The following is a 19,630-nucleotide window of genomic DNA, read 5'->3' as shown; positions in this document are numbered from 1 at the left end:
GTGCCGCTGAGCCGTTCCCGCGCAAGGAGGCCGGGCACCTCACGAGGCTGCCTCGCCGGCGTCGACCACCGGCACGGCCCGCCGGCTCGTCTCGTGCCGGACCCATTCGACCCGGCCCGCCCGCGAACACAGGTCGAGTCTGCCGCGCCGGGGCTGCCCCTCCTTGCCACGCACCTCGACCTCCAGGCCGAGGGCGCGCAGGCGGCCCCGGCCCCGGCCGAGCCCCGCATAACCGGCGACGCGCGCGTCGAGCCGCAGGGCGGGACCGGGCCAGCGACCGTCGGTGACCACCAGGGTCGAGCCCTTGTTGCGGGCGCGCGCGGCGATCACCCTGGTGCGGGCGGGCGGCACCGCCGCGCCGCTCAGGCCGAGCACGACCAGGTCGAGACCGTCGAGCAGGACGGCGGCCACCTCCACCGGGTCCTGGCCCGGGTCGGCGATCACGGCGAGCCGCTCCAGCTGGGCGCCCATCTCCGCCGCGGCGAGCAGGCCGAGCCGCGGCACCCCGACCACCGCGGCATGGCCGCCGGCTCCGGTCACCGCGGCGACCAGCCCGGCGAGCAGCGAACGCGCCCCGGTGTAGGACACGACGGAACCTTTGGCCAGCCCACCGTCCGGCAACAACTCGGCGAGCGGCGGCGGCACCGCGAGCACCTCCCGGCGCAACCGCGTCTCCACCGGCGCCCGCTCGACCGCCGCCGCACCGCGCCCGGGGATGGCCGCCATCTTCCTGCGCAGCTCAGCCAGGGTCGGCCCGGCCTGACGACCGGCCGACGGCGACGAGCCCCGCGGTTGCGCCCCCGCCTGCGTTCGCGCATCCGAACCCATCCCTACCACCTACTTCCCACGATGGACCCGGGTCGGCACCGACTCAGCTATCGATCCGTAATCGAATATACGTTCGATACCTGCTCAGTAGAAACCGACCCCCGGGTTCCGTCAAGAGGGCGCACCCGCGGGCGGCGATTTCGAAACGCGGCCGTTGTACAACGACGGCCGCGCTACCCGGTCGTTATGCGGGTGCGACGGCGGCATGCGGTGTCGCCACGAATCAGGCCAGCTAAGCCCATTTTCCGCTACCCTCGCACCCGTGACCGAACGCGCTCGTCCCATCGTCGGCCCCGACTACCTCGTCGCCGGCCGCTACCGGCTGCAGTCGAAGGCGGGCGGAGGTGGCATGGGCGCGGTCTGGCTCGCGCACGACCGGCTGCTCGATCGGGATGTCGCGATCAAGCAGGTCATCTCGACGGCCGGGCTCGACGAGCAAGAGGCCAACGAGATCCGCAGCCAGATCATGCACGAGGGCCGGGTCGCCGCCAAGCTCTCGCACGAGCACGCGATCGCCGTCTACGACGTGGTGCTGGAGGCCGGCGAACCGTGGCTGGTGATGGAACACCTGCCGTCCCGCAGCGTCGCCAAGGCGCTCGCGCTGGTCGAAACCCTCCCCCCGATCGAGGTGGCGCAGATCGGCGCGCAGGTGGCCGACGCGTTGGCCACGGCACACGCGGCGGGCATCGTGCACCGCGACATCAAGCCCGGCAACATCCTTGTCGCCGACCGCGGTCCGATCGTCGGCATGGCCAAGCTCAGCGACTTCGGCATCTCGCGCGGCGCGGGCGAGCACTCCGACGAACCCGACGGCGTGATCACCGGCACCCCCGCCTACCTGCCGCCGGAGGTGGCGCGCGGCGCCCAGCCGACCAAGGCCAGCGACGTGTTCTCCCTCGGCGCCACGCTCTACACCGCGATCGAGGGGCAACCGCCGTTCGGTTTCGACGAGGACCAGGACGTCGTGGTGACCCGTGCGGCCATGGCGCAGATCATCCCGCCCACCCGCAGCGGCATGCTCACCGAGGCGCTGCTGCACATGATGGAGCCCGCCCCGCAGCGACGGCCGACGATGGCCGAGGCCAGAGACGAAATCCTCACCGCCGCTTTCGGTCCCGGCACCGGTCCGTACATTCTCGGCGCGCCGGTGCGCACCGAGGACGGCACGATTCCGGCGTGGGCGGCCCGCAATTCCGCCTCCGGCTTACGCAGCCCGCACTCCACCCCGTTACCCCGCCCGCATCGCACCCCCGCGAGCGCCGCGGCGGCCCCCGCCCCGCAGCGCACGAAGGCCCCGCAGCCGAGCAGCGCTCCGCTGGCCATCGCCGTCGGCCTGCTGATCGGCCTGATCATCATCATCGCGATCATCGTCGCGGTGATGTAAGCACCTCTGCCCCAAGACAACCCGCTCGGAGCGGGCGGCCGTTCGCGTGCGGTGAACTCAGTCGATGCGGCGCCGATGCGCCCAGCGGGTGAGCGCGTTGCGATTGGACTGCTGGGTTTTGCGCAGCACGTTGGAGGCGTGGGTCTCCACGGTTTTCACCGAGATGAACAGGTTTTCGGCGATCTCCCGATAGGTGTAGCCACGCGCGAGCAGGCGCAGCACCTCGAGTTCCCGCGGGGTCAGCGAATCCAGTTCCGGATCCAGCGGCGGTTCCGGAACCGGCGACTTACCGGTGAACGAGTCCAGCACGAAACCGGCCAGACGCGGGCTGAACACGGCGTCGCCGCCCGCCACCCGCCGGATGCCGTCGGCCAGTTCGGCGCCCGAAATCGTCTTGGTCACATAGCCTCTGGCACCCGCCCGGATCACCGCGATCACGTCTTCGGCCGCATCGGACACACTCAGGGCCAGGCACACCGGCCCGTCCTCGATGCCGCCGAGCACCGCGACGCCGCCACCGTCGGGCATGTGCACGTCGAGCAGCACCACATCCGGCTTCGCCGTGTTGATCCCGGCGATCGCCTCGGCCACCCCGCCCGCCTCACCGACCACTTCCATGTCGGTTTCTCTGCTCAACTCCGCCCGCACACCCGACCGGAACACTGCGTGATCGTCGACGAGAAAGACTCGCACGGTCACCTATCCGCCTCTCCGCGTACTCCGCCGGACATGAAAGCCACCGCGCTGTCGCCGCGGGCCACCGGCCGCACGCTGAGTCTAATGAAAAATCGTCACGGCACGGGTTGCCGGACTTCGGCCTGCGCCGGCTGCTCGGCGGCCACGTCCTCTTGGCCGCCGGAATCCGTGCGCGGCATGAAGATTCGTACCTCGGTGCCGCGTCCCGGATGGGACAGGATCTCCACTTGACCACCGCGGCGTTCGATGCGGCCGCGAATGGACTTGGCCAACCCCTGCCGGTCCTGCGGTACCGCCGCGGCGTCGAAACCGGTGCCGCGGTCGCGCACGAAGATGCTCACCTGATGGGGTTCGGTCTCGGCGAAGAGATCGATCTCCGGGACGCCCGCGTGCTTCGCGGCGTTGACCAGCGCCTCCCGGCTGGCGCCGAGCAGCGCGGTGAAATGTTCCTTGGGCAGGCCGGATCCGGTGTCGCCGAGATCCATCGAGACGTCGCCGACGGTCACCGGGGCGACCTTCACACCGTGCTGGTCCTCTACTTCGCCCGCGATGGTGCGCAGCGCGGCGGCCAGACTCGACTGCGCGGGCCCCGCGTCCTCGAACAACCACTTGCGCAGCTCCCGCTCCTGGCTGCGCGCCAGCCGCGCCACCTCCTGCGGGTCATCGGCCTGACGCTGGATCAGGGCCAGCGTCTGCAAGACGGAATCGTGCAGGTGTGAGGCGATCTCCTCGCGTTCCTCGTTGCGGATGCGCGCCGCGCGCTCGGCGTTCAACGCCCGCATCATGCGCAGCCAGAGCGGCACCGTCAGCAGCGCCGCCCCGACCAGGGTGACCGCCACCGCGACGAGCGCGGACCCGAGCGAGCTCAGATCGATCCGGGCCAGCACCACCACGCCGAGTCCCGCCACGATCAGCGTGCCGCCCGCGACGATGCGCGCCCAGGTCACCACCGAGGGACGGGCGGGCAGGCCGAGCAGCGAGCGCGGGCCGTCGGCGTCGTACTCGCGCCAGACCAGCGCCGCGCCGATGGCCACCACGATGATCGGCACGATCACACTCGCCGCGGTCCCGCTGAACAACCAGGACACGCCGACCGCGAGCGCGAGCCCGAGCAGGGCCAGGCCGATCGCCTGCCGCCGCTCCGAGCCGGAGGCCTTCACCACATCGTTGCCGCCGGGGGTGAAGATCCACAGCAACCCGTAGGTGACGATGCCCGCGCCGAACGCGGACAGCAGCACGAAGGCGATCCGTACCTTGAAGACGTCGATGCCGAGGTGATCGGCGATGCCGCCCGCCACCCCGCCGACGATCCGGCCGCCCGAGCGCCGGACCATCCGCGCATGCGGCGCCCGCCCGGGGTCGAACACCGGCGCCGGGCCGAAACCGCGCACAGGATCGAACCCCCGCGTGGCTTCGAACCCCCGGGTGTCGAACGAGGGCGCAGACGGGTACATGTCTTCGATAGTGACACGCGCCCCGGCAGCTAGCTATCAGGAATCACCCTGATCTTCGCGCCCACCCGCCGCTGACCGGCCGGTCCAAAGGATGGGGGGAATTATTCAGGGTTCCCCCCGATGTGCGGATGCGCTGGTCAGGCACAGTATGGGAACCATGACGAAAACGAGCTTCGGGGACCAGCTCCAGCACATGTGGCGCACGCGGCCGGTGCGGCTGCCTCGGCAGGGGCCGATCGCCGGCGTCGCGGCCGGGTTCGGCCGGCGGTACAACGTCGACCCGGTGCTCGTCCGCGTGGCGTTCGTGGTGTCGGCCATCTTCGGCGGCGCGGGCGTCGTCCTGTACCTGCTCGCCTGGCTGCTGTGCAGCGAGGCCGGGGACCAGGCGTCGGCGGCCGAGTCGCTGGTGGGGAAGGGCCACAGTTCCCAGTCACAGACCAAGACGATCGTGCTGATCGTCGCGCTCGCCATCGCGGTGAGCACGATGGGTCCGGTCGGGGTCGGCCTCGGCGGCTCGGGGCTGATCAGCCTCGCGCTGATGCTGGCGGGCTGGTGGATGCTGCATCTGCGCAACCCCGCGGCACCGCCCGGCACCACCAGTGAGTTCAGCGGGTTGATGACCGACGACGGCATCACCGCCACCGGGTACCCCGGCGCCGCCTTCCCGCCGGGCGCCCCGCGTACCGCCGGAGCCATGTACGAGCCGCCGACCAGCGTGTACACCCCGTACACCAAGCTGCCGGACGCCTACGTACCGGACGCCCAAGCCCCCGAAACCGCACCGCCGCAACCGGATTCGCCCGTTGCCGCCGAAGCGCCCACCGCCGTGCTCCGGGTGGACGAGCAGTCCACGACGATCATCGACCTCGAAAAGCCCGACACGCCTGGCGAAGACAGCACCGTCCTGCTGGACAAGTGGAGCACGCCGGCCGAGTCCGCCGACGACATCCAGGACGCCGAGATCGTCCCTTATCCCGCGCCCGCACTGCGCAAGGATTCGCCCGCCGCGCGGCCCGACACCGGAACGTCTTCCGGTGCAAGCAGATCCGTGACGCTCGACCGCCCGGCTCCGCCGTCCTGGGATCCGCTCGGCGTCGCGCCGCTCGCCTGGGACCTGCCCGAACCGACCCCGCTCCGCACCGTGGTCGCGCCCCCGCCGAAACGCCCACGCTCCCGGCTGACCCCGGTGGTGATCGGCCTCGCCATCCTGGCGGCCGCGGGCGCCGGTGCGCTGGCCGCCTCGGGCGTCGAATGGATGACGCCCGGCCGGATCGCGGCGGTGGCGCTGGCGGTGGTCGGCCTGGGCCTGGTGCTCGGCGCCTTCCTGCGTCGCGGCTACGGACTGCTGGTACTGACCGCACCGCTGGCCGGCTTCGTCCTGCTCGCCTCGGCGATCGGCCCGGTCGAACTCGATCGCGCCGCGATGGGCGAACACGTCTGGACCCCGACCTCGGTCGACCAGTTGGACGCGAAGTACCGGATCAACATGGGCGCGGGCAAACTCGATCTGCGGTCGCTGAATCTCACTGCGAATCGCACCGTCGACATCAATGTCCGCATGGGCGACTTCCAGGTGCTGGTGCCCGCGGGCATGACGGTGCGCACCAATTGCAATGTGGCGATGGGTGATTGCGTCAACGGCGTCACCGGACCGAATACACCCGACACCCCCGTGCTCGACCTGCGGGTCGACGTCCGGGCCGGCTCGATGGCGGTGCAACGTGGCTGACAACTCGTACAACGAGACCGAGACCAAGCGCGGCCCGTCCGCCTCGCTGCTCATCGTCGGCCTGCTGGCCCTCGGGGTGAGCGCCTGGGCCTTCATCGGCCCCGAGTCGTGGTCGAAGACCAGCGGGGTGCCGCTGGGCTGGATCGTGGTGCTCGCCGCCATCGTCATCGGCGTGGTGCTGGTGGTCTCCCCACGCAAACGACGCTGAGCACACAGCACAGTAAAGGCCCCGTCCGAACGGACGGGGCCTTTACTGTCGGCTCAGTGCGGGATCACTCCCATTCGATGGTGCCCGGCGGCTTGCTGGTCACATCGAGGACGACCCGGTTGACCTCCGGCACCTCGTTGGTGATCCGGGTGGAGATCCGCTCCAGCACCTCGTAGGGCAGCCGGGTCCAGTCGGCGGTCATCGCGTCCTCGCTGGAGACCGGACGCAGCACGATCGGGTGACCGTAGGTGCGGCCGTCGCCCTGCACGCCGACGCTGCGCACATCCGCGAGCAGCACCACCGGGCACTGCCAGATCTGCTTGTCGAGCCCGGCGGCGGTGAGCTCCTCCCGCGCGATGGCGTCGGCCTGGCGCAGCGTGGCCAGCCGATCGGGGGTCACCTCGCCGACGATGCGGATGGCCAGGCCGGGGCCGGGGAACGGCTGCCTGCCGACGATCTCCTCCGGCAGGCCGAGCTCACGACCGACCGCGCGCACCTCGTCCTTGAACAGCAGGCGCAACGGCTCGACCAATTCGAATTCCAGGTCGTCGGGCAGACCGCCGACATTGTGGTGGCTCTTGATGTTCGCGGTACCGGTGCCGCCGCCGGACTCGACCACATCCGGGTACAGCGTGCCCTGCACGAGGAATTCGACCTTCGAGCCGGTGTCCGCCGCATCCGTGCCCTGCTCGAGCACGACCTCGGATACCGCGTCCTCGAACGAACGGATGAACTCACGCCCGATGATCTTGCGCTTCTCCTCGGGGTCCGTGACGCCCTTCAACTCGCCGAGGAACTTGTCGACCGCGTCGACGGTGACCAGCTTGGCCCCGGTGGCGGCGACGAAATCCTGCTGCACCTGCTCGCGCTCGCCCGCGCGCAACAGGCCGTGGTCGACGAACACACAGGTCAACCGGTCCCCGATGGCGCGCTGCACCAGCGCGGCGGCGACGGCGGAATCGACACCGCCGGACAGGCCGCAGATCGCGTGCCCGGTGCCGATCTGCTCACGCACCCCGGCGATCAGCGATTCGGCGATATTGGCGGGCGTCCAGGTAGCGCGGATGCCCGCGATCTCGTGCAGGAAGCGGCTGAGCACCTGCTGGCCGTGCGGCGAATGCAGGACCTCGGGGTGGTACTGCACACCGGCCAGGCGGCGGGCCCGATCCTCGAACGCGGCGACCGGCGCGCCCGCGGTGGTACCGGTGACCTCGAACCCCTCGGGGGCATCGGTCACCGCGTCGCCGTGGCTCATCCAGACCGGCTGGATAGTGGGCAGGCCGCCGTGCAGCAGGCCGCCGTCGATATTGAGTTCGGTGCGGCCGTATTCGCGGGTGCCGGTGTGCGCGACCGTGCCACCGAGCGCCTGCGCCATCGCCTGGAAGCCGTAGCAAATGCCGAACACCGGCAGGCCCAGATCGAACAGCCGCGCGTCCAATTGCGGTGCGCCCTCGGCATACACGCTGGCCGGGCCGCCGGACAGGATCACCGCGAGGGGCTGGCGCTCGGCGATCTCCTCGACCGTGGTGGTGTGCGGGATCACCTCGGAGAACACACTCGATTCGCGGACCCGCCGAGCGATCAGCTGTGCGTACTGCGCGCCGAAGTCGACGACAAGGACCGGTCTCTGTGTTTGCGCCACCGGCACAGTTTAGTGAGCGCGCCGCACGAGCGAATCATCGGCACCGCGGTGCCGCTACCAGCCCCGACGAGGGCGTCTAGGTAGTACGCGGGCACCGGCCGCCGCGGGCGTCGCAACGAGCAGCCGCCCAGCGAAGGCGCAGCGAGCGAACTGTCGGCACCGCCGACACGCGGCCGCGGCGCTCGATCTCGAGCGTCGCTGCGCCGAACCCGGCCGCCCCGCAACGAAGTCCGGCGATCCCGGTCGTGGACTTGGCGGACCCGTCGGCGGGGGCGATTTCGGAACTCGCCGCACCCGCGAACTCCAGCAAGTAATCGGGCGACCCAGCAAATCGGCCCGCGAGCCGGTGCCCCGCTGGCTATCCTCGTGCAGTGCCATTCGCCCGCGCGATCGACGCCGACATCCACTACGAGGACAGCGGCGGGAGCGGCCCGGTGGTGCTGCTAGCACACGAATTCTTCATGGACCGGACCATGTTCGCGGCTCAGATGGCCGCGCTGGCACCGGAATTCCGGATCGTCTCGTGGGATGCCCGCGGCCATGGCCGCACCAGGGACGAAGGCTTGCCGTTCACCTACTGGACCGCGGCACGCGACGCGCTCACCGTGCTCGACCACGTCGGCGCCGAACGGGCCGTGGTCGGCGGCACCGCGCAGGGCGGCTTCACCGCCCTGCGAACCGCGCTCATCGCGCCGGAACGGGTCTCGGCACTGATCCTGATCAGCACCGAGGCGAACGGCCCGACCCCCGAACAGTCCGACGCCACCCAGAAGTTCCTGGAAGAGTGGTACGACGACGACTCGCGTCAGCAGGCGGCGCACCAGCTCGCGTCCTGGCTGATCGGCAACGACAACTGGTACCGCACCATCTGGACCACCCGCTGGCTGCTGCGCGACTGCCGCGGTATCGAGGTGGCGGCGGGCTGCCTGCTCAGCCGGGACTCCGTGCTGGAGCGGCTGTCCGAAATCACCTGTCCCGCCTTGGTGATCCACGCCACCGACAGCGGCATTCCGCCCGACCGGGCCAGGCAGCTGACACACGGCCTCACCGGCTCGACCTACGTCGAGATCGCGGGCGCGCGACTCGCCGTCACCATGACCCATCCCGACCCGGTGAACACCGCGATGCGCCGCTTCCTGCGCGAACGCGTCATCCCGAGCATCGCCCGCTGAAACCTGCGCGGCGAGCGCGGAATTCGCGACGCCGGGCGCTCAGCCCGCGGACGCCGAGTAATCAGCCGCGGACGCTGAGCCCAACCTTCTGGAACTCCTTGAGATCGGAGTAGCCCGCCTTGGCCATCGAACGACGCAGGCCGCCAACGAGATTCAGCGAGCCGAACGGGTCGTCGGAGGGGCCGAACAGCACCTGTTCCAGGCTGGGACGCACCGCATCGCCGGAGCCCTCCTCCTGTTCCCATTCGACGCCGAGCAGCGAGCCACGGGGCACCGAGGGGTGTGCGGCGGCCGAGGGCCAGTACCAGCCGCGGCCCGGCGCCTCGGCGGCCACCGCGAGCGGCACCCCGAGCATCGCGGCGTCCGCACCGCAGGCGATCGCCTTGGCCAGCTGACCGGAGGTCTCGATATCGCCGTCGGCGATGACGTGCACGTAGCGGCCGCCGGTCTCGTCCAGATAGTCGCGGCGCGCGGCCGCGGCGTCGGCGATCGCGGTGGCCATCGGCACGCCGATGCCGAGCACCTCGCGGGTGGTGGTCGCGCCGGGGAACGAGCCGTAGCCGACGATGACACCCGCCGCGCCGGTGCGCATCAGGTGCAGCGCGGTCCGGTGATCGCTCACCCCGCCCGCCACCACGGGCACGTCCAGCTCGGCGATGAAGGTCTTGAGGTTCAACGGTTCACCGTCGCCGACGTGTTCGGCGGAGATGATGGTGCCGTGCACGACGAGCAGGTCGACCCCGGCCTGCACCAGGGCAGGCGTCAACGCGCGCGCGTTCTGCGGGCTCACCCGCACCGCGACGGTCACCCCGGCCGCCCGCACCTGCGCGACCGCGGCCGCGAGCAGCTCCGGCTGCATCGGCGCGGCGTGCATCTCCTGCAGCAGCGAGACGGCCCGCTCGTAGCCGCCCTTGCCGACCAGCTCGAGCAGTTGCTCGATCTTCGCGGCGACGTCCGCGTGCCTGGCCCACAGGCCCTCGCCGTTGATGACACCGAGCCCGCCGAGGCGGCCGAGTTCGATGGCGAACTCCGGCGACACCAGCGCGTCGGTCGGGTGCGCGAGGAACGGGATCTCGAAACGGTAGGCGTCGAGCTGCCACGACAGCGACACCTGCTTCGACGAGCGGGTCCGGCGCGAGGGAACGATATCGATATCGTCCAGCTCGTAGGTACGCCGGGCGGTCCGGCCCATGCCGATCTCGACCATGTCGCGCACGTTTGTACTCCTATCTATCGGCCGCGCGGGCGCGGCGTGTTCGTGGCCCCCTCGTGCCTTGCGCCCGAGCCGTCGAGACTCGCGCGCGAGACGGGCCACGAACGGCGCTCGTGAGACTCGCGCTGTGGTGACCTTGTCCTGACCGGAGGTCGCGGCCCCAGGCTAGTCGCAGCCAGGTCAACGGCCGCGCGGACACGGCACGCCGGGCCCCGTCATCGGGGTCCGGACGCGCCGGCTCGGCGGTCGCGCCCGCTGTTCGCCCGGCAGCGACCGCCGGTGTGCTACCTCCGCTAGCCGCGACCGGTGTAGTTGGGGGCCTCGACGGTCATCGTGATGTCGTGCGGGTGGCTCTCCTTCAGACCCGCCGCGGTGATCTGCACGAACTGCGCGTCCTGCAGATGCGCGATGGACTGCGAACCGGTGTAACCCATGGCCGCGCGCAGACCGCCGACGAGCTGGTGGATGACCTGGTTCACCGGGCCGCGGAAGGGCACCCGGCCCTCGATGCCCTCGGGCACCAGCTTGTCCTCGGCGAGCACGTCGTCCTGGAAGTAGCGGTCCTTCGAGAAGGACTTCGCCTGGCCCCGGCCCTGCATCGCGCCGAGCGAGCCCATGCCGCGGTAGCTCTTGAACTGCTTGCCGCCCACCAGGATCAGCTCCCCCGGCGATTCGGCGGTGCCCGCGAGCAGCGAGCCCAGCATCACGGTGGACGCGCCCGCCGCGATGGCCTTGGCGATATCGCCGGAGAACTGGATGCCGCCGTCGGCGATCACCGGCACACCGGCGGGCTTGCACACGGCCACGGCCTCGAGGATCGCGGTGATCTGCGGCGCGCCGACACCCGCGACCACGCGGGTGGTGCAGATGGAGCCGGGACCGACGCCGACCTTCACCGCGTCCGCGCCCGCCTCGACCAGCGCGGCCGCGCCGGCCCGGGTGGCCACGTTGCCGCCGACGACCTGGATCCGGTCACCGACCTCGGCTTTCACCTTGGTGACCATCTGCAGCACCTGCGCCTGGTGGCCGTGTGCGGTGTCGACGATGAGCACGTCCACGCCCGCGTCGGCCAGCGTCATCGCGCGCGACCAGGCGTCCTCGCCCACGCCGACCGCGGCGCCGACCAGCAGGCGGCCGTCGCGGTCCTTGGTGGCGTTCGGGTACTGATCGGTCTTGACGAAGTCCTTGACCGTGATGAGGCCGCGCAGCCTGCCGTTGCCGTCCACGATCGGCAGCTTCTCGATCTTGTGCCGGCGCAGCAGGCCGAGCGCCGCCTCGGCGGTGACGCCCTCCTGCGCGGTGATCAACGGCGCCTTCGTCATCACCTCTTCGACCCGGCGGTTCTGATCGACCTCGAACCGCATGTCGCGATTGGTGATGATGCCCACAAGGGAACCGGTCTCGTCCACCACCGGCAGGCCGGAGATGCGGAACCGGGCGCACATGGCGTCGACCTCGGCCAGGGTGTCCGACGGCCGGCAGGTCACCGGATCGGTCACCATGCCCGCCTCGGACCGCTTCACCGTCTCCACCTGCGCGGCCTGATCGGCTGCTGCGAGGTTGCGGTGCAACACGCCCATGCCGCCCGCGCGAGCCATCGAGATGGCCATCCGCGCCTCGGTCACCGTGTCCATCGCCGAACTCACCAGCGGGGTCCGCAACCGGATCTCCCTGGTCAGCTGGCTGGACGTCTCCACAGAACTGGGGATGAGATCCGAGGCGGCGGGCAACAACAACACATCGTCGAATGTGAGGCCGAGCATGGCGATCTTGTGCGGATCGTCACCACCCGTAGATGGGCGGACAGCAGTGCGTTCGCCCGATACGGGATTACTCATTCGGATCGACCCCTCCTGGACGTCGACAGCGAGCGGCGCCGGGGTCACCGGCGTCGTGCGCAGCTGATGGGATGGACTGGTGGCTCCGGATATCGTGTCGGGTGCTCGCCGGAGCCTGACACCATGGTATCTGTCCCGCAAACGCACCGACCAAGTGAGCCCACCGGGGGACGAGAGGGCGGCGAAGCCGACGCGAAACGCGCGGGCACGGGGCGACGGCGCGGACCGGTGGCGGGCGGGTACCGGCGAAACTTGCGGCCCACATCGCTGGCGCAGACCACCCTGTTCTGCGTACCGTGGGGATGTGCGTGACCATCTACCACCTGGCTTGCCGCCGGATCCCTTCGCCGGAGACCCCTCCGACCCGTCCGCCGCGCTCGATGCCATCGAGCCCGGTGAGCCGCTGGATCCCCACGAGCGCCTCGCGGTCGAGGAGGATCTCGCTGATCTCGCCGTCTACGAGGCACTACTAGCGCACCGCGGTATCCGCGGACTCGTGGTCAGCTGCGAAGACTGTCGGCAGGACCACTACCACGACTGGGACATGTTGCGCGCCAACCTGCTTCAGCTACTGGTGGACGGCACGGTGCGCCCGCACGAGCCCGCCTACGATCCGACGCCGGAAGCGTACGTCACCTGGGATTACTGCCGGGGCTACGCGGATGCCTCGATGAACGAGGCCTTCCACGGCGACGGCTTCGACGGTTTCGACAGCTGAGCGTTTCGCCGCCGAGCTTCGTCCCCCTCCGTGCCGCATCGATGGTTCGGACCCGCGCTACAGCGTCGTGTGGCGCTGTGATTTTCGCCGCATAGATCTTCGCCGCACAGCCCCCGCGACAACCCGGTCGGGCAGCCCGAAAAGACAGAAAACCGACCGCCGTTCGGCAATCGGTTCATGTCTTGTTCGGTTGTGCTGTGTGCCAACCGGCTGGTGCGGCGCTCTACTCAGCTGGTGCTGGGCAAACCCGCACCGGACGGCACGGCGAACGTCGGCCCCGAGTTCCCCGTCGGCGGCTTGGTCACCGGCTGAGTCGGCGCGCCGTTCGAATCCCCGGTCGGCTCGACCACCGTAGGCCCGGACACCGTGGTGGGTGTCGCAGGCTGGGTGGTCGGCTCGACGGTCGGCGGCGGCGTGGTCACCGGCGGCGGGGTGGTCGGTTTGTCGTCGGTCGGCTCGGTCGGTTCGGTCGGCTTGTCCGACGGATCGCCCGGCTTCGTCTGCAGGATCGTGTTATCCGGGGTGGTCTGCACCGGCGGCACCGGCTTCGTGGGCTTGACCCCACTGGTCGGTGTCGGCGTGACCGGATCCGACGTGCCGTTGTTCAGCTGATCGGCCAGGTCCTGACGCACCTTGGCCAGCTCGGCGACGAGCCGGTTCCACTCCTCCATCGCCTCGGTGTGCTTCTTGGGGTCGCTGATCTGCCCGGCATTCTCCTTGGCCGCCGCCAAGCGCTGCTTGGCCGCAACCGGATCCTGCTTGACCAGCTTGCCGGCCTCGCTCAGATCGCTGTCGGTGCGCTGCACCACGGTGCTCTGCGCCTGCTCACTGAACACGACCTCTTTGAGCCGCCACAGCGGATCGTCCGGCTCGGCGTTGTAGGAGAACGCCGTCATACCGCCGAAGACCAGGGCGAGTGCCGCCGCGGCCCCGAGGAGCGGGCGGACCAGCCGTAGTCGGTTGCTGGTCTGGGCCCCTATCCGTACCTGACGCGCACCGATCTCCTGATTGACCGCGGCCACGATCGCATCCAGATCGGGTGCGTCGGCCATCGGCGGAGCGATGAGCTCCGCGCGCCAGTCCGCGAGCAAAGTCGCGAGCTGATACTCCTCCGCGCTGTCGGTGCGCACCTGGCCATCGCTTGCGATGGCATCGATCAGCACATCGTCGCGGCGTACCGCGGCGATGTCGACCGGGCCGGTGTCCCCTGACGCGTCGGCGTAGGGACCGCTGTTTCGCGATCCAAGCCGCGCTTTCCAGTCGCCCCGACCGCGCTCGCCATCCCTAGCCATACATTTCACCTGCCCTCGCCACTTGAGACTTGAGTTTCGCGAGTGCCCTGTGCTGAGCCACTCGTATCGCGCCCGCCGTACTGCCCATGGCGACTGCGGTTTCTTCGGCTGACAAACCCATGACCAATCGCAGGATCAAGATCTCTCGATGTTTCTCGGGGAGCGTCGCGAGCAGACGGTTCATCTGCCTGCTCGTCTCCGATTCGAGAGCGCGTTGTTCCGGACCATGGTCGGTGGATATGACATCTGGTACTTCGGCCATCGCCTCCGCCTTGTTACGGGCGGCGTTGCGATGGGCGTCGGCGACCTTGTGCGAAGCGATTCCGTAAACGAAGGCCATGAAGGGCCTGCCCTGGTCTTGATACCTGGGCAAGGCGGTCATCACGGCCAAACAGACCTCCTGCGCAACGTCGTCCGCGGAGAGCTGCCCACGCTCCGCGGCTCCGATCCGCGCGCGGCAGTAGCGCACCACCAGCGGGCGGATCATCTCCAGTACCTGAGCTAAAGCGGATCTGTCGCCCTGCGCAGCGGCAGCGACGGCGAGGTCCAACTCTTCGCCCGTGTTCGTCATCGTCAGAGAGATTCCTGGCGTTACAAGTGGCACGGTCGGTGTTGACCGGTGCTTCCACCGAAGCGGCGGAACGGAACTAACAATAGCGATACAGCGCGCGGAACAAGGCAACTGGGAGCGCATGCGCGCACGAAATGCGCGCGACCCCGCAGCCGCCCTGCGCGAACCTCATCCCACGGTCATCGGGCGGAACCGCCCGCCACGTCGGACGATGGTCGCCGCGCAGTCGTCGGCCGCGGCGGCGGCACCCGGCACGGACAGGCCGGCGCGCAGCATCGCGCTCGCCCAGCGCAGCGGCAGCAGGCCGTGTTCGCGGCACTGCGCGTCGACCTGTTCGGCGAGCTCCCGCGACCGGTCGTGTTCGTCCGCCGCCGCGGCGGCAGCGGCGACCAAGAGGCGGGATTTGACCCGATGCCGCACCGAGGGGCTGTGCTCGGCGAGTTCGAGCGCGGCGGCCGCACTGTCCCGCGCCCGCTCGACAAGGCCTGCGGCAAGCGCCGTTTCGGCGCCGACCCAGTGCCTGCGCAGGGTGGGGCGCCAGCCGAGTTCCCCGCCGGGCAGCAGTTCGTCCACCCGTTGCAGCAGCCGCCAGGACAGCGCGAGGCGGCCGGTGCCGAGCGCGTCCGCGGCGAGACCGGTCAGCGCGTCGCAGATCGCTTCGGCCGCGGGGAAGCGAGAGTGGGCGGGGTTCGCGCGGTCTCCCAGCGATCGCGCCGAGACCAGTGCGGCCGCGCGACCGTCGTAGGCGGCGGCGCGGGCGTGCCAGCCGAGCTGGCGCAGCAGCGAGCCCGTGGTGCTCGCGGCCAGCGAAAGCAACACCGGATCCGTGCTCGCGCCGCCGATAATTCGTAATTCCGCGCGCGCCGCCGCATAACATCCCTGTCCGCCGAGAATCACCGCTCGATACCACGAAGCGAGCGCACCGGGCGCGGTCGGCAACTCGGCAGCGGCGAGGCCCGGACGGGCACCGAACGCAGCGTCGGCGAGGACCTCGATACGGGGATCTCCGAGCGGAGCAGGCACGAACACCGCCGCACTGTATACCGGGCACCCCGCGCAGTGTCCGGGAGAAAGACCGGAAACAACCAACCGGCTACCGCGCAGCATTTACGACGACTATGTCATGTTTCCGTCAGGTAAATCTCATCACCGTAATCCCGCGGTGGCCGTGGTCGTTATTCACACGCGTTTCGCGCAATTTACCTGGATGCCCCGTTTTCGCCATCTCGGCGCCGCCCGCCACACCGGGGGCTGGACCCCATCGTGACCGCCCCCACACCGGCCATCGCCAGCTCTGAACGGTTCAGATCTCCAAAAAAGGCACTCTACCTGCGGAAATGTGTCCATATCGCAGGCAGCAGCGACCGATGCGCCTCTGGTCAACCGATCAGTATCGCCGGAACCAATGCGAAAAGTAAACAGCTCAGAGGTTAAATTTCGCAGCCTAAGATTTGGAAAACTGCTGCGCCGAACTATTGACGGAATTTCGCGGCTGGACCTAACGTAGCTCATCGCCACAGTCGGCGCCGCGCGAAATTGCAGCGACCGCAACGGGCAGCACAGGGGCACTCGCCGACACAGCGCCGTGGCCTACAACTTTGCAGAACAACTGCTCGACAACGCTGACGAGCTCGCACCACGAGGAGTTCACCATGCCCATGCCCACCCACCTCCCCGGGCCGAACGCCGATGTCTGGGATTGGCAGATGCGAGGGTCCTGCCGTGGGCAGGACTCCGCTGTGTTCTTCCACCCCGACGGCGAACGTGGCCGCGCCCGTACCGCGCGCGAGATGCGCGCCAAAGAGATCTGCCGGGCCTGCCCGGTGCTGATGCAGTGCCGCAGCCATGCCCTCAAAGTCAGCGAGCCCTACGGCATCTGGGGTGGCATGTCCGAAACCGAACGCGAGATGCACGCCCGGCGCAATCGCCGCCGCATGGCGGTCTGATCCAAAAATTTTCCCATCCATGTGGCGCGGCGCGCCGAATCCCTAGCAAACAACCGGCAGGCGATATGCGGTCACCACCGCGGCGCCGTCGGCGCCAAAGGCCAGAAGCCAAATAACCTGACGAGCCCTGCGTTTCGCAGTTAATTTCGGCGTGTCACGGCGTGTCTCAGCTCGAGATGCTCCGGCGTGTCGAAGTTTTCCGCAAAGTCGCTGGGCCACAGTCGGTTTGCCGACACCCCAGTCGAAGGGAGGTCATAGCGGCCCGCTACGGTGGTGACCGATGACACAGAATGGAGCGTTGTGACAACGCGGCAGCCGGCCGCAGAGGGCGACTCGTTCCGAAGAGATGCCTTCCCACCCGGTGTGGATTCTGCGGTTACGGCCCGCGCCGCCGAAAGTATCGAGCTCGCCGCATTGCTGGACAAGTGCGGCCAAGCCGACCAGGAAGCCTTCGCCGAGCTATACGACCGGACGTCCGCGCGCGTCTTCGGTCTGGTGCTGCGCGTCCTACACGACCCCGGATACGCCGAGGAGACGACCCAAGAGGTCTATCTACAGATCTGGCGCACCGCCGCCAGCTTCGACCCCGACAAGGGCTCGGCCGTGACGTGGTTGATGACGCTGGCACATCGGCGAGCCGTCGACCGGGTACGCGCCGAGCAGGCACACACCCAACGCGAGGTCGCCTACGGCATCCGGGTGCTCGGTAACGAATTCGACGAAGTGACCGAAGAGGTAGAGCGAAGGCTCGAACAGCAGGCCGTTCTCGACGGTCTCGCGACCTTGACCGAGACCCAGCGAGAAGCCATCTCGCTCGCCTACTACGGCGGGCGAACCTATGCGGAGGTAGCCCACTACCTTGGCGTAGGGTTACCGACCGTTAAGTCCCGAATTCGGGATGGATTGACACGACTCAAAAGAAGTTTGGGGGTGACGTGAGATGAACGAACGCCAGGTCGATCTCGCGCACACCGTCGCGCTCGGATCGATCGACGACGAAGACCACCATGAGGTGCAGGAACTGCTCGACACCGAGGACCCCGCGCTACGTGCGGAGTTCATCACCGAGATCCGGCGGACGCGCGAAGCCCTCGCGACGCTCGCCACTGCTTCGGCCAGCCAACCGCCCGCAGCGTTGCGGAGTCGGTTGCTCGCCGCCATCGCGGCCGAACAGCCGCCCGTAGCCTCTTGAACACATAGCAGCCACTCGAGCACATAAAACGAAGGCCCCCGGACGTTGTCCGAGGGCCTTCTCTGGTGCTGCGCCAGGGTCAGCTCAGTGGCTGTGCCCGTGGTGGCTGTGCTCCGGCGCCTCTTCGGCAGGCTTGTCCACGACCGCGCTCTCGGTGGTCAGGATCATGCGCGCCACCGACGCCGCGTTCACGACGGCCGAGCGGGTCACCTTCACCGGGTCGACGACACCGTCGGTGACCAGGTCGCCGTAGGTGAGGGTGGCGGCGTTGAAGCCGTCCTTGCCCTCGGCGACCTTGCTGACCACCACGGCGCCGTCCACGCCCGCGTTGGTGGCGATCCAGAACAGCGGGGCCGACAGCGCGGTCCGCACCACCTCGACGCCGACCGCCTCGTCGCCGGACAGCGAGTCGCGCAGGTCGCCGAGCTTGGCCGCCGCCTGCACCAGCGCGGAGCCGCCGCCGGGCACGATGCCCTCCTCGACCGCCGCCTTGGCCGCGCTGACCGCGTCCTCGACCCGGTACTTGCGCTCCTTGAGCGCCGTCTCGGTGGCCGCGCCGACCTTGATCACCGCGACGCCGCCGGACAGCTTGGCCAGCCGCTCCTCGAGCTTCTCGCGATCCCAGTCGGAGTCGGTGGCCTCGATCTCGCGCCGCAGCTGCGCGCTGCGGGCCGAAATGTCCTCGGCGGTACCCGCACCATCGATGATGGTGGTGTCGTCCTTGCTGACGACGACGCGGCGCGCCTTGCCCAGCACGTCGAGGCCGGCCTCGCGCAGCGTGATGCCCAGGTCCGGGTTGATCACGGTGCCCGCGGTGACCACGGCCAGGTCGTCCAGGAACGCCTTGCGCCGGTCACCGAAGAAGGGCGCCTTCACCGCCACGGCCTTGATCGTCTTGCGGATCGAGTTGACCACCAGGGTGGACAGCGCCTCGCCCTCGACGTCCTCGGCGATGATCAGCACCGGCTTGCCGGATTCGGCGATCTTCTCCAGCAGCGGCAGGAAGTCGGGCAGCGAGCTGACCTTCTCCCGGTGCAGCAGGATGTAGGCGTCCTCCAGCACGGCCTGCTGGGCATCGATGTCGGTGACGAAGTACGGCGACAGGTAGCCCTTGTCGAACTGCACGCCCTCGGTGACGACGAGCTCGGTCTGCAGCGTCGAGGACTCCTCGACGGTGACGACGCCGTCCTTGCCGACGACGGTCAGCGCCTTGCCGACCATCTCGCCGATCTCCTCGTCCCGCGAGGAGACCGTGGCGACCTGCGCGATCGCCTTCTCGCCGGACACCGGGGTGGCCGCGGCCAGCAGCGCCGCGGCGACCGCGTCAGCGGCCTTGGCGATGCCCGCGCCGAGCGAGATCGGATTCGCGCCCGCGGCAACGTTCTTCAGGCCGGCCCGGACCAGCGCCTGGGCCAGCACGGTGGCGGTGGTGGTGCCGTCGCCCGCCACATCGTTGGTCTTGGTGGCGACGCTCTTGACCAGCTGCGCGCCGAGGTTCTCGAACGGGTCCTCGAGGTCGATCTCGCGCGCGATGGTGACACCGTCGTTGGTCACGGTGGGGCCGCCGAAGGCCTTCGCGAGCACGACGTGGCGGCCACGCGGGCCGAGGGTGACCTTGACGGCGTCGGCGAGCTTGTCGACACCGCGTTCCAGAGCCCGGCGAGCTTGCTCGTCGAACTCGATCTGCTTTGCCATAAGTCCTATTCCTTGGATTCCAGGGCTTGAGATGCCACTGCCCCGGCCCCGC

The 19,630-nt window shown here is 69.4% G+C and carries 18 protein-coding genes; 8 read left to right on the top strand and 10 right to left on the bottom strand.

Going from position 1 to position 19,630, the window contains the following annotated elements; translation table 11 throughout:
* Positions 1-39: 39 nt before the first annotated feature.
* The gene (locus tag O3I_RS05185; RefSeq protein ID WP_014981841.1) at positions 40-828 is read right to left on the bottom strand and encodes a hypothetical protein; all 789 of its coding nucleotides are present in this window, start codon (positions 826-828) and stop codon (positions 40-42) included.
* Positions 829-1,090: 262 nt separating this feature from the next.
* On the opposite strand from O3I_RS05185, the gene O3I_RS05180 reads away from it, so the two are divergent.
* Positions 1,091-2,212 carry a serine/threonine-protein kinase gene (locus tag O3I_RS05180; RefSeq protein ID WP_014981840.1) on the top strand — a complete coding sequence of 374 codons (1,122 nt, stop codon included), beginning with the start codon at positions 1,091-1,093 and terminating at the stop codon, positions 2,210-2,212.
* A gap of 57 nt (positions 2,213-2,269) precedes the next feature.
* Here the strand turns inward: O3I_RS05180 and O3I_RS05175 are convergent, their stop codons facing one another.
* Both O3I_RS05175 and O3I_RS05170 read right to left on the bottom strand, forming a co-directional pair.
* The gene (locus O3I_RS05175) at positions 2,270-2,905 is read right to left on the bottom strand and encodes a response regulator (RefSeq protein WP_014981839.1); all 636 of its coding nucleotides are present in this window, start codon (positions 2,903-2,905) and stop codon (positions 2,270-2,272) included.
* 98 nt (positions 2,906-3,003) lie between these two features.
* A complete protein-coding gene (locus tag O3I_RS05170) occupies positions 3,004-4,242 on the bottom strand; it encodes an ATP-binding protein (protein WP_141691993.1) in 1,239 nt (412 codons plus the stop codon).
* A 268-nt stretch (positions 4,243-4,510) separates the two neighbouring features.
* Between O3I_RS05170 and O3I_RS05165 the strand changes: the two genes are divergently transcribed.
* Positions 4,511-6,091 (top strand): PspC domain-containing protein, encoded by a 1,581-nt coding sequence (locus O3I_RS05165; protein ID WP_014981837.1) that lies wholly within the window; start codon positions 4,511-4,513, stop codon positions 6,089-6,091.
* On the top strand, positions 6,084-6,299 hold the full coding sequence (locus O3I_RS05160; protein WP_014981836.1) for a hypothetical protein: 216 nt from the start codon (positions 6,084-6,086) through the stop codon (positions 6,297-6,299). Before O3I_RS05165 ends, O3I_RS05160 begins: the two co-directional genes overlap by 8 nt.
* Positions 6,300-6,363: 64 nt before the next feature.
* On the opposite strand, the gene guaA is transcribed toward O3I_RS05160, so the two are convergent.
* The gene (gene guaA, locus O3I_RS05155) at positions 6,364-7,941 is read right to left on the bottom strand and encodes a glutamine-hydrolyzing GMP synthase (protein ID WP_041563402.1); all 1,578 of its coding nucleotides are present in this window, start codon (positions 7,939-7,941) and stop codon (positions 6,364-6,366) included.
* A 371-nt stretch (positions 7,942-8,312) separates the two neighbouring features.
* Here guaA and O3I_RS05150 point away from each other — a divergent pair, with 371 nt between their 5' ends.
* A complete protein-coding gene (locus O3I_RS05150; protein ID WP_014981834.1) occupies positions 8,313-9,113 on the top strand; it encodes an alpha/beta fold hydrolase in 801 nt (266 codons plus the stop codon).
* Positions 9,114-9,174: 61 nt separating this feature from the next.
* On the opposite strand, the gene O3I_RS05145 is transcribed toward O3I_RS05150, so the two are convergent.
* On the bottom strand, positions 9,175-10,329 hold the full coding sequence (locus O3I_RS05145; RefSeq protein WP_014981833.1) for a GuaB3 family IMP dehydrogenase-related protein: 1,155 nt from the start codon (positions 10,327-10,329) through the stop codon (positions 9,175-9,177).
* A 290-nt stretch (positions 10,330-10,619) separates the two neighbouring features.
* Entirely contained in the window at positions 10,620-12,164 is a 1,545-nt protein-coding gene (gene guaB, locus O3I_RS05140) for an IMP dehydrogenase (protein WP_081593900.1), read from the bottom strand.
* A gap of 304 nt (positions 12,165-12,468) precedes the next feature.
* Between guaB and O3I_RS05135 the strand changes: the two genes are divergently transcribed.
* Positions 12,469-12,882, top strand: coding sequence for a DUF5319 domain-containing protein (locus O3I_RS05135; protein ID WP_011207424.1), 414 nt, complete (start codon positions 12,469-12,471; stop codon positions 12,880-12,882).
* Positions 12,883-13,109: 227 nt separating this feature from the next.
* On the opposite strand, the gene O3I_RS05130 is transcribed toward O3I_RS05135, so the two are convergent.
* The 3 genes from O3I_RS05130 to O3I_RS05120 form a co-directional block, all read right to left on the bottom strand.
* Positions 13,110-14,174, bottom strand: coding sequence for an anti-sigma-D factor RsdA (locus tag O3I_RS05130; protein WP_014981831.1), 1,065 nt, complete (start codon positions 14,172-14,174; stop codon positions 13,110-13,112).
* Positions 14,167-14,745, bottom strand: coding sequence for a sigma-70 family RNA polymerase sigma factor (locus O3I_RS05125; RefSeq protein ID WP_014981830.1), 579 nt, complete (start codon positions 14,743-14,745; stop codon positions 14,167-14,169). The genes O3I_RS05130 and O3I_RS05125 overlap by 8 nt, the downstream gene beginning before the upstream one ends.
* Positions 14,746-14,913: 168 nt before the next feature.
* A complete protein-coding gene (locus tag O3I_RS05120; RefSeq protein WP_014981829.1) occupies positions 14,914-15,774 on the bottom strand; it encodes a hypothetical protein in 861 nt (286 codons plus the stop codon).
* 623 nt (positions 15,775-16,397) lie between these two features.
* On the opposite strand from O3I_RS05120, the gene O3I_RS05115 reads away from it, so the two are divergent.
* From O3I_RS05115 to O3I_RS05105, 3 genes are all read left to right on the top strand, one after another.
* On the top strand, positions 16,398-16,691 hold the full coding sequence (locus tag O3I_RS05115; protein WP_014981828.1) for a WhiB family transcriptional regulator: 294 nt from the start codon (positions 16,398-16,400) through the stop codon (positions 16,689-16,691).
* A gap of 363 nt (positions 16,692-17,054) precedes the next feature.
* Positions 17,055-17,630 (top strand): sigma-70 family RNA polymerase sigma factor, encoded by a 576-nt coding sequence (locus O3I_RS05110; RefSeq protein ID WP_014981827.1) that lies wholly within the window; start codon positions 17,055-17,057, stop codon positions 17,628-17,630.
* Position 17,631: 1 nt separating this feature from the next.
* Positions 17,632-17,883: an RskA family anti-sigma factor gene (locus O3I_RS05105; RefSeq protein ID WP_014981826.1), complete on the top strand. Its 252-nt coding sequence runs from the start codon at positions 17,632-17,634 to the stop codon at positions 17,881-17,883.
* 84 nt (positions 17,884-17,967) lie between these two features.
* Here the strand turns inward: O3I_RS05105 and groL are convergent, their stop codons facing one another.
* The gene (groL, locus tag O3I_RS05100) at positions 17,968-19,578 is read right to left on the bottom strand and encodes a chaperonin GroEL (RefSeq protein WP_014981825.1); all 1,611 of its coding nucleotides are present in this window, start codon (positions 19,576-19,578) and stop codon (positions 17,968-17,970) included.
* Between the last annotated feature and the right edge of the window lie 52 nt (positions 19,579-19,630).

This window comes from Nocardia brasiliensis ATCC 700358 (assembly GCF_000250675.2).
In the GTDB taxonomy this organism is placed as follows: Bacteria; Actinomycetota; Actinomycetes; order Mycobacteriales; family Mycobacteriaceae; genus Nocardia; species Nocardia brasiliensis_B.
Note: the sequence above shows the minus strand (reverse complement) of the source record. Positions and strands in the feature narration are given on the sequence as shown.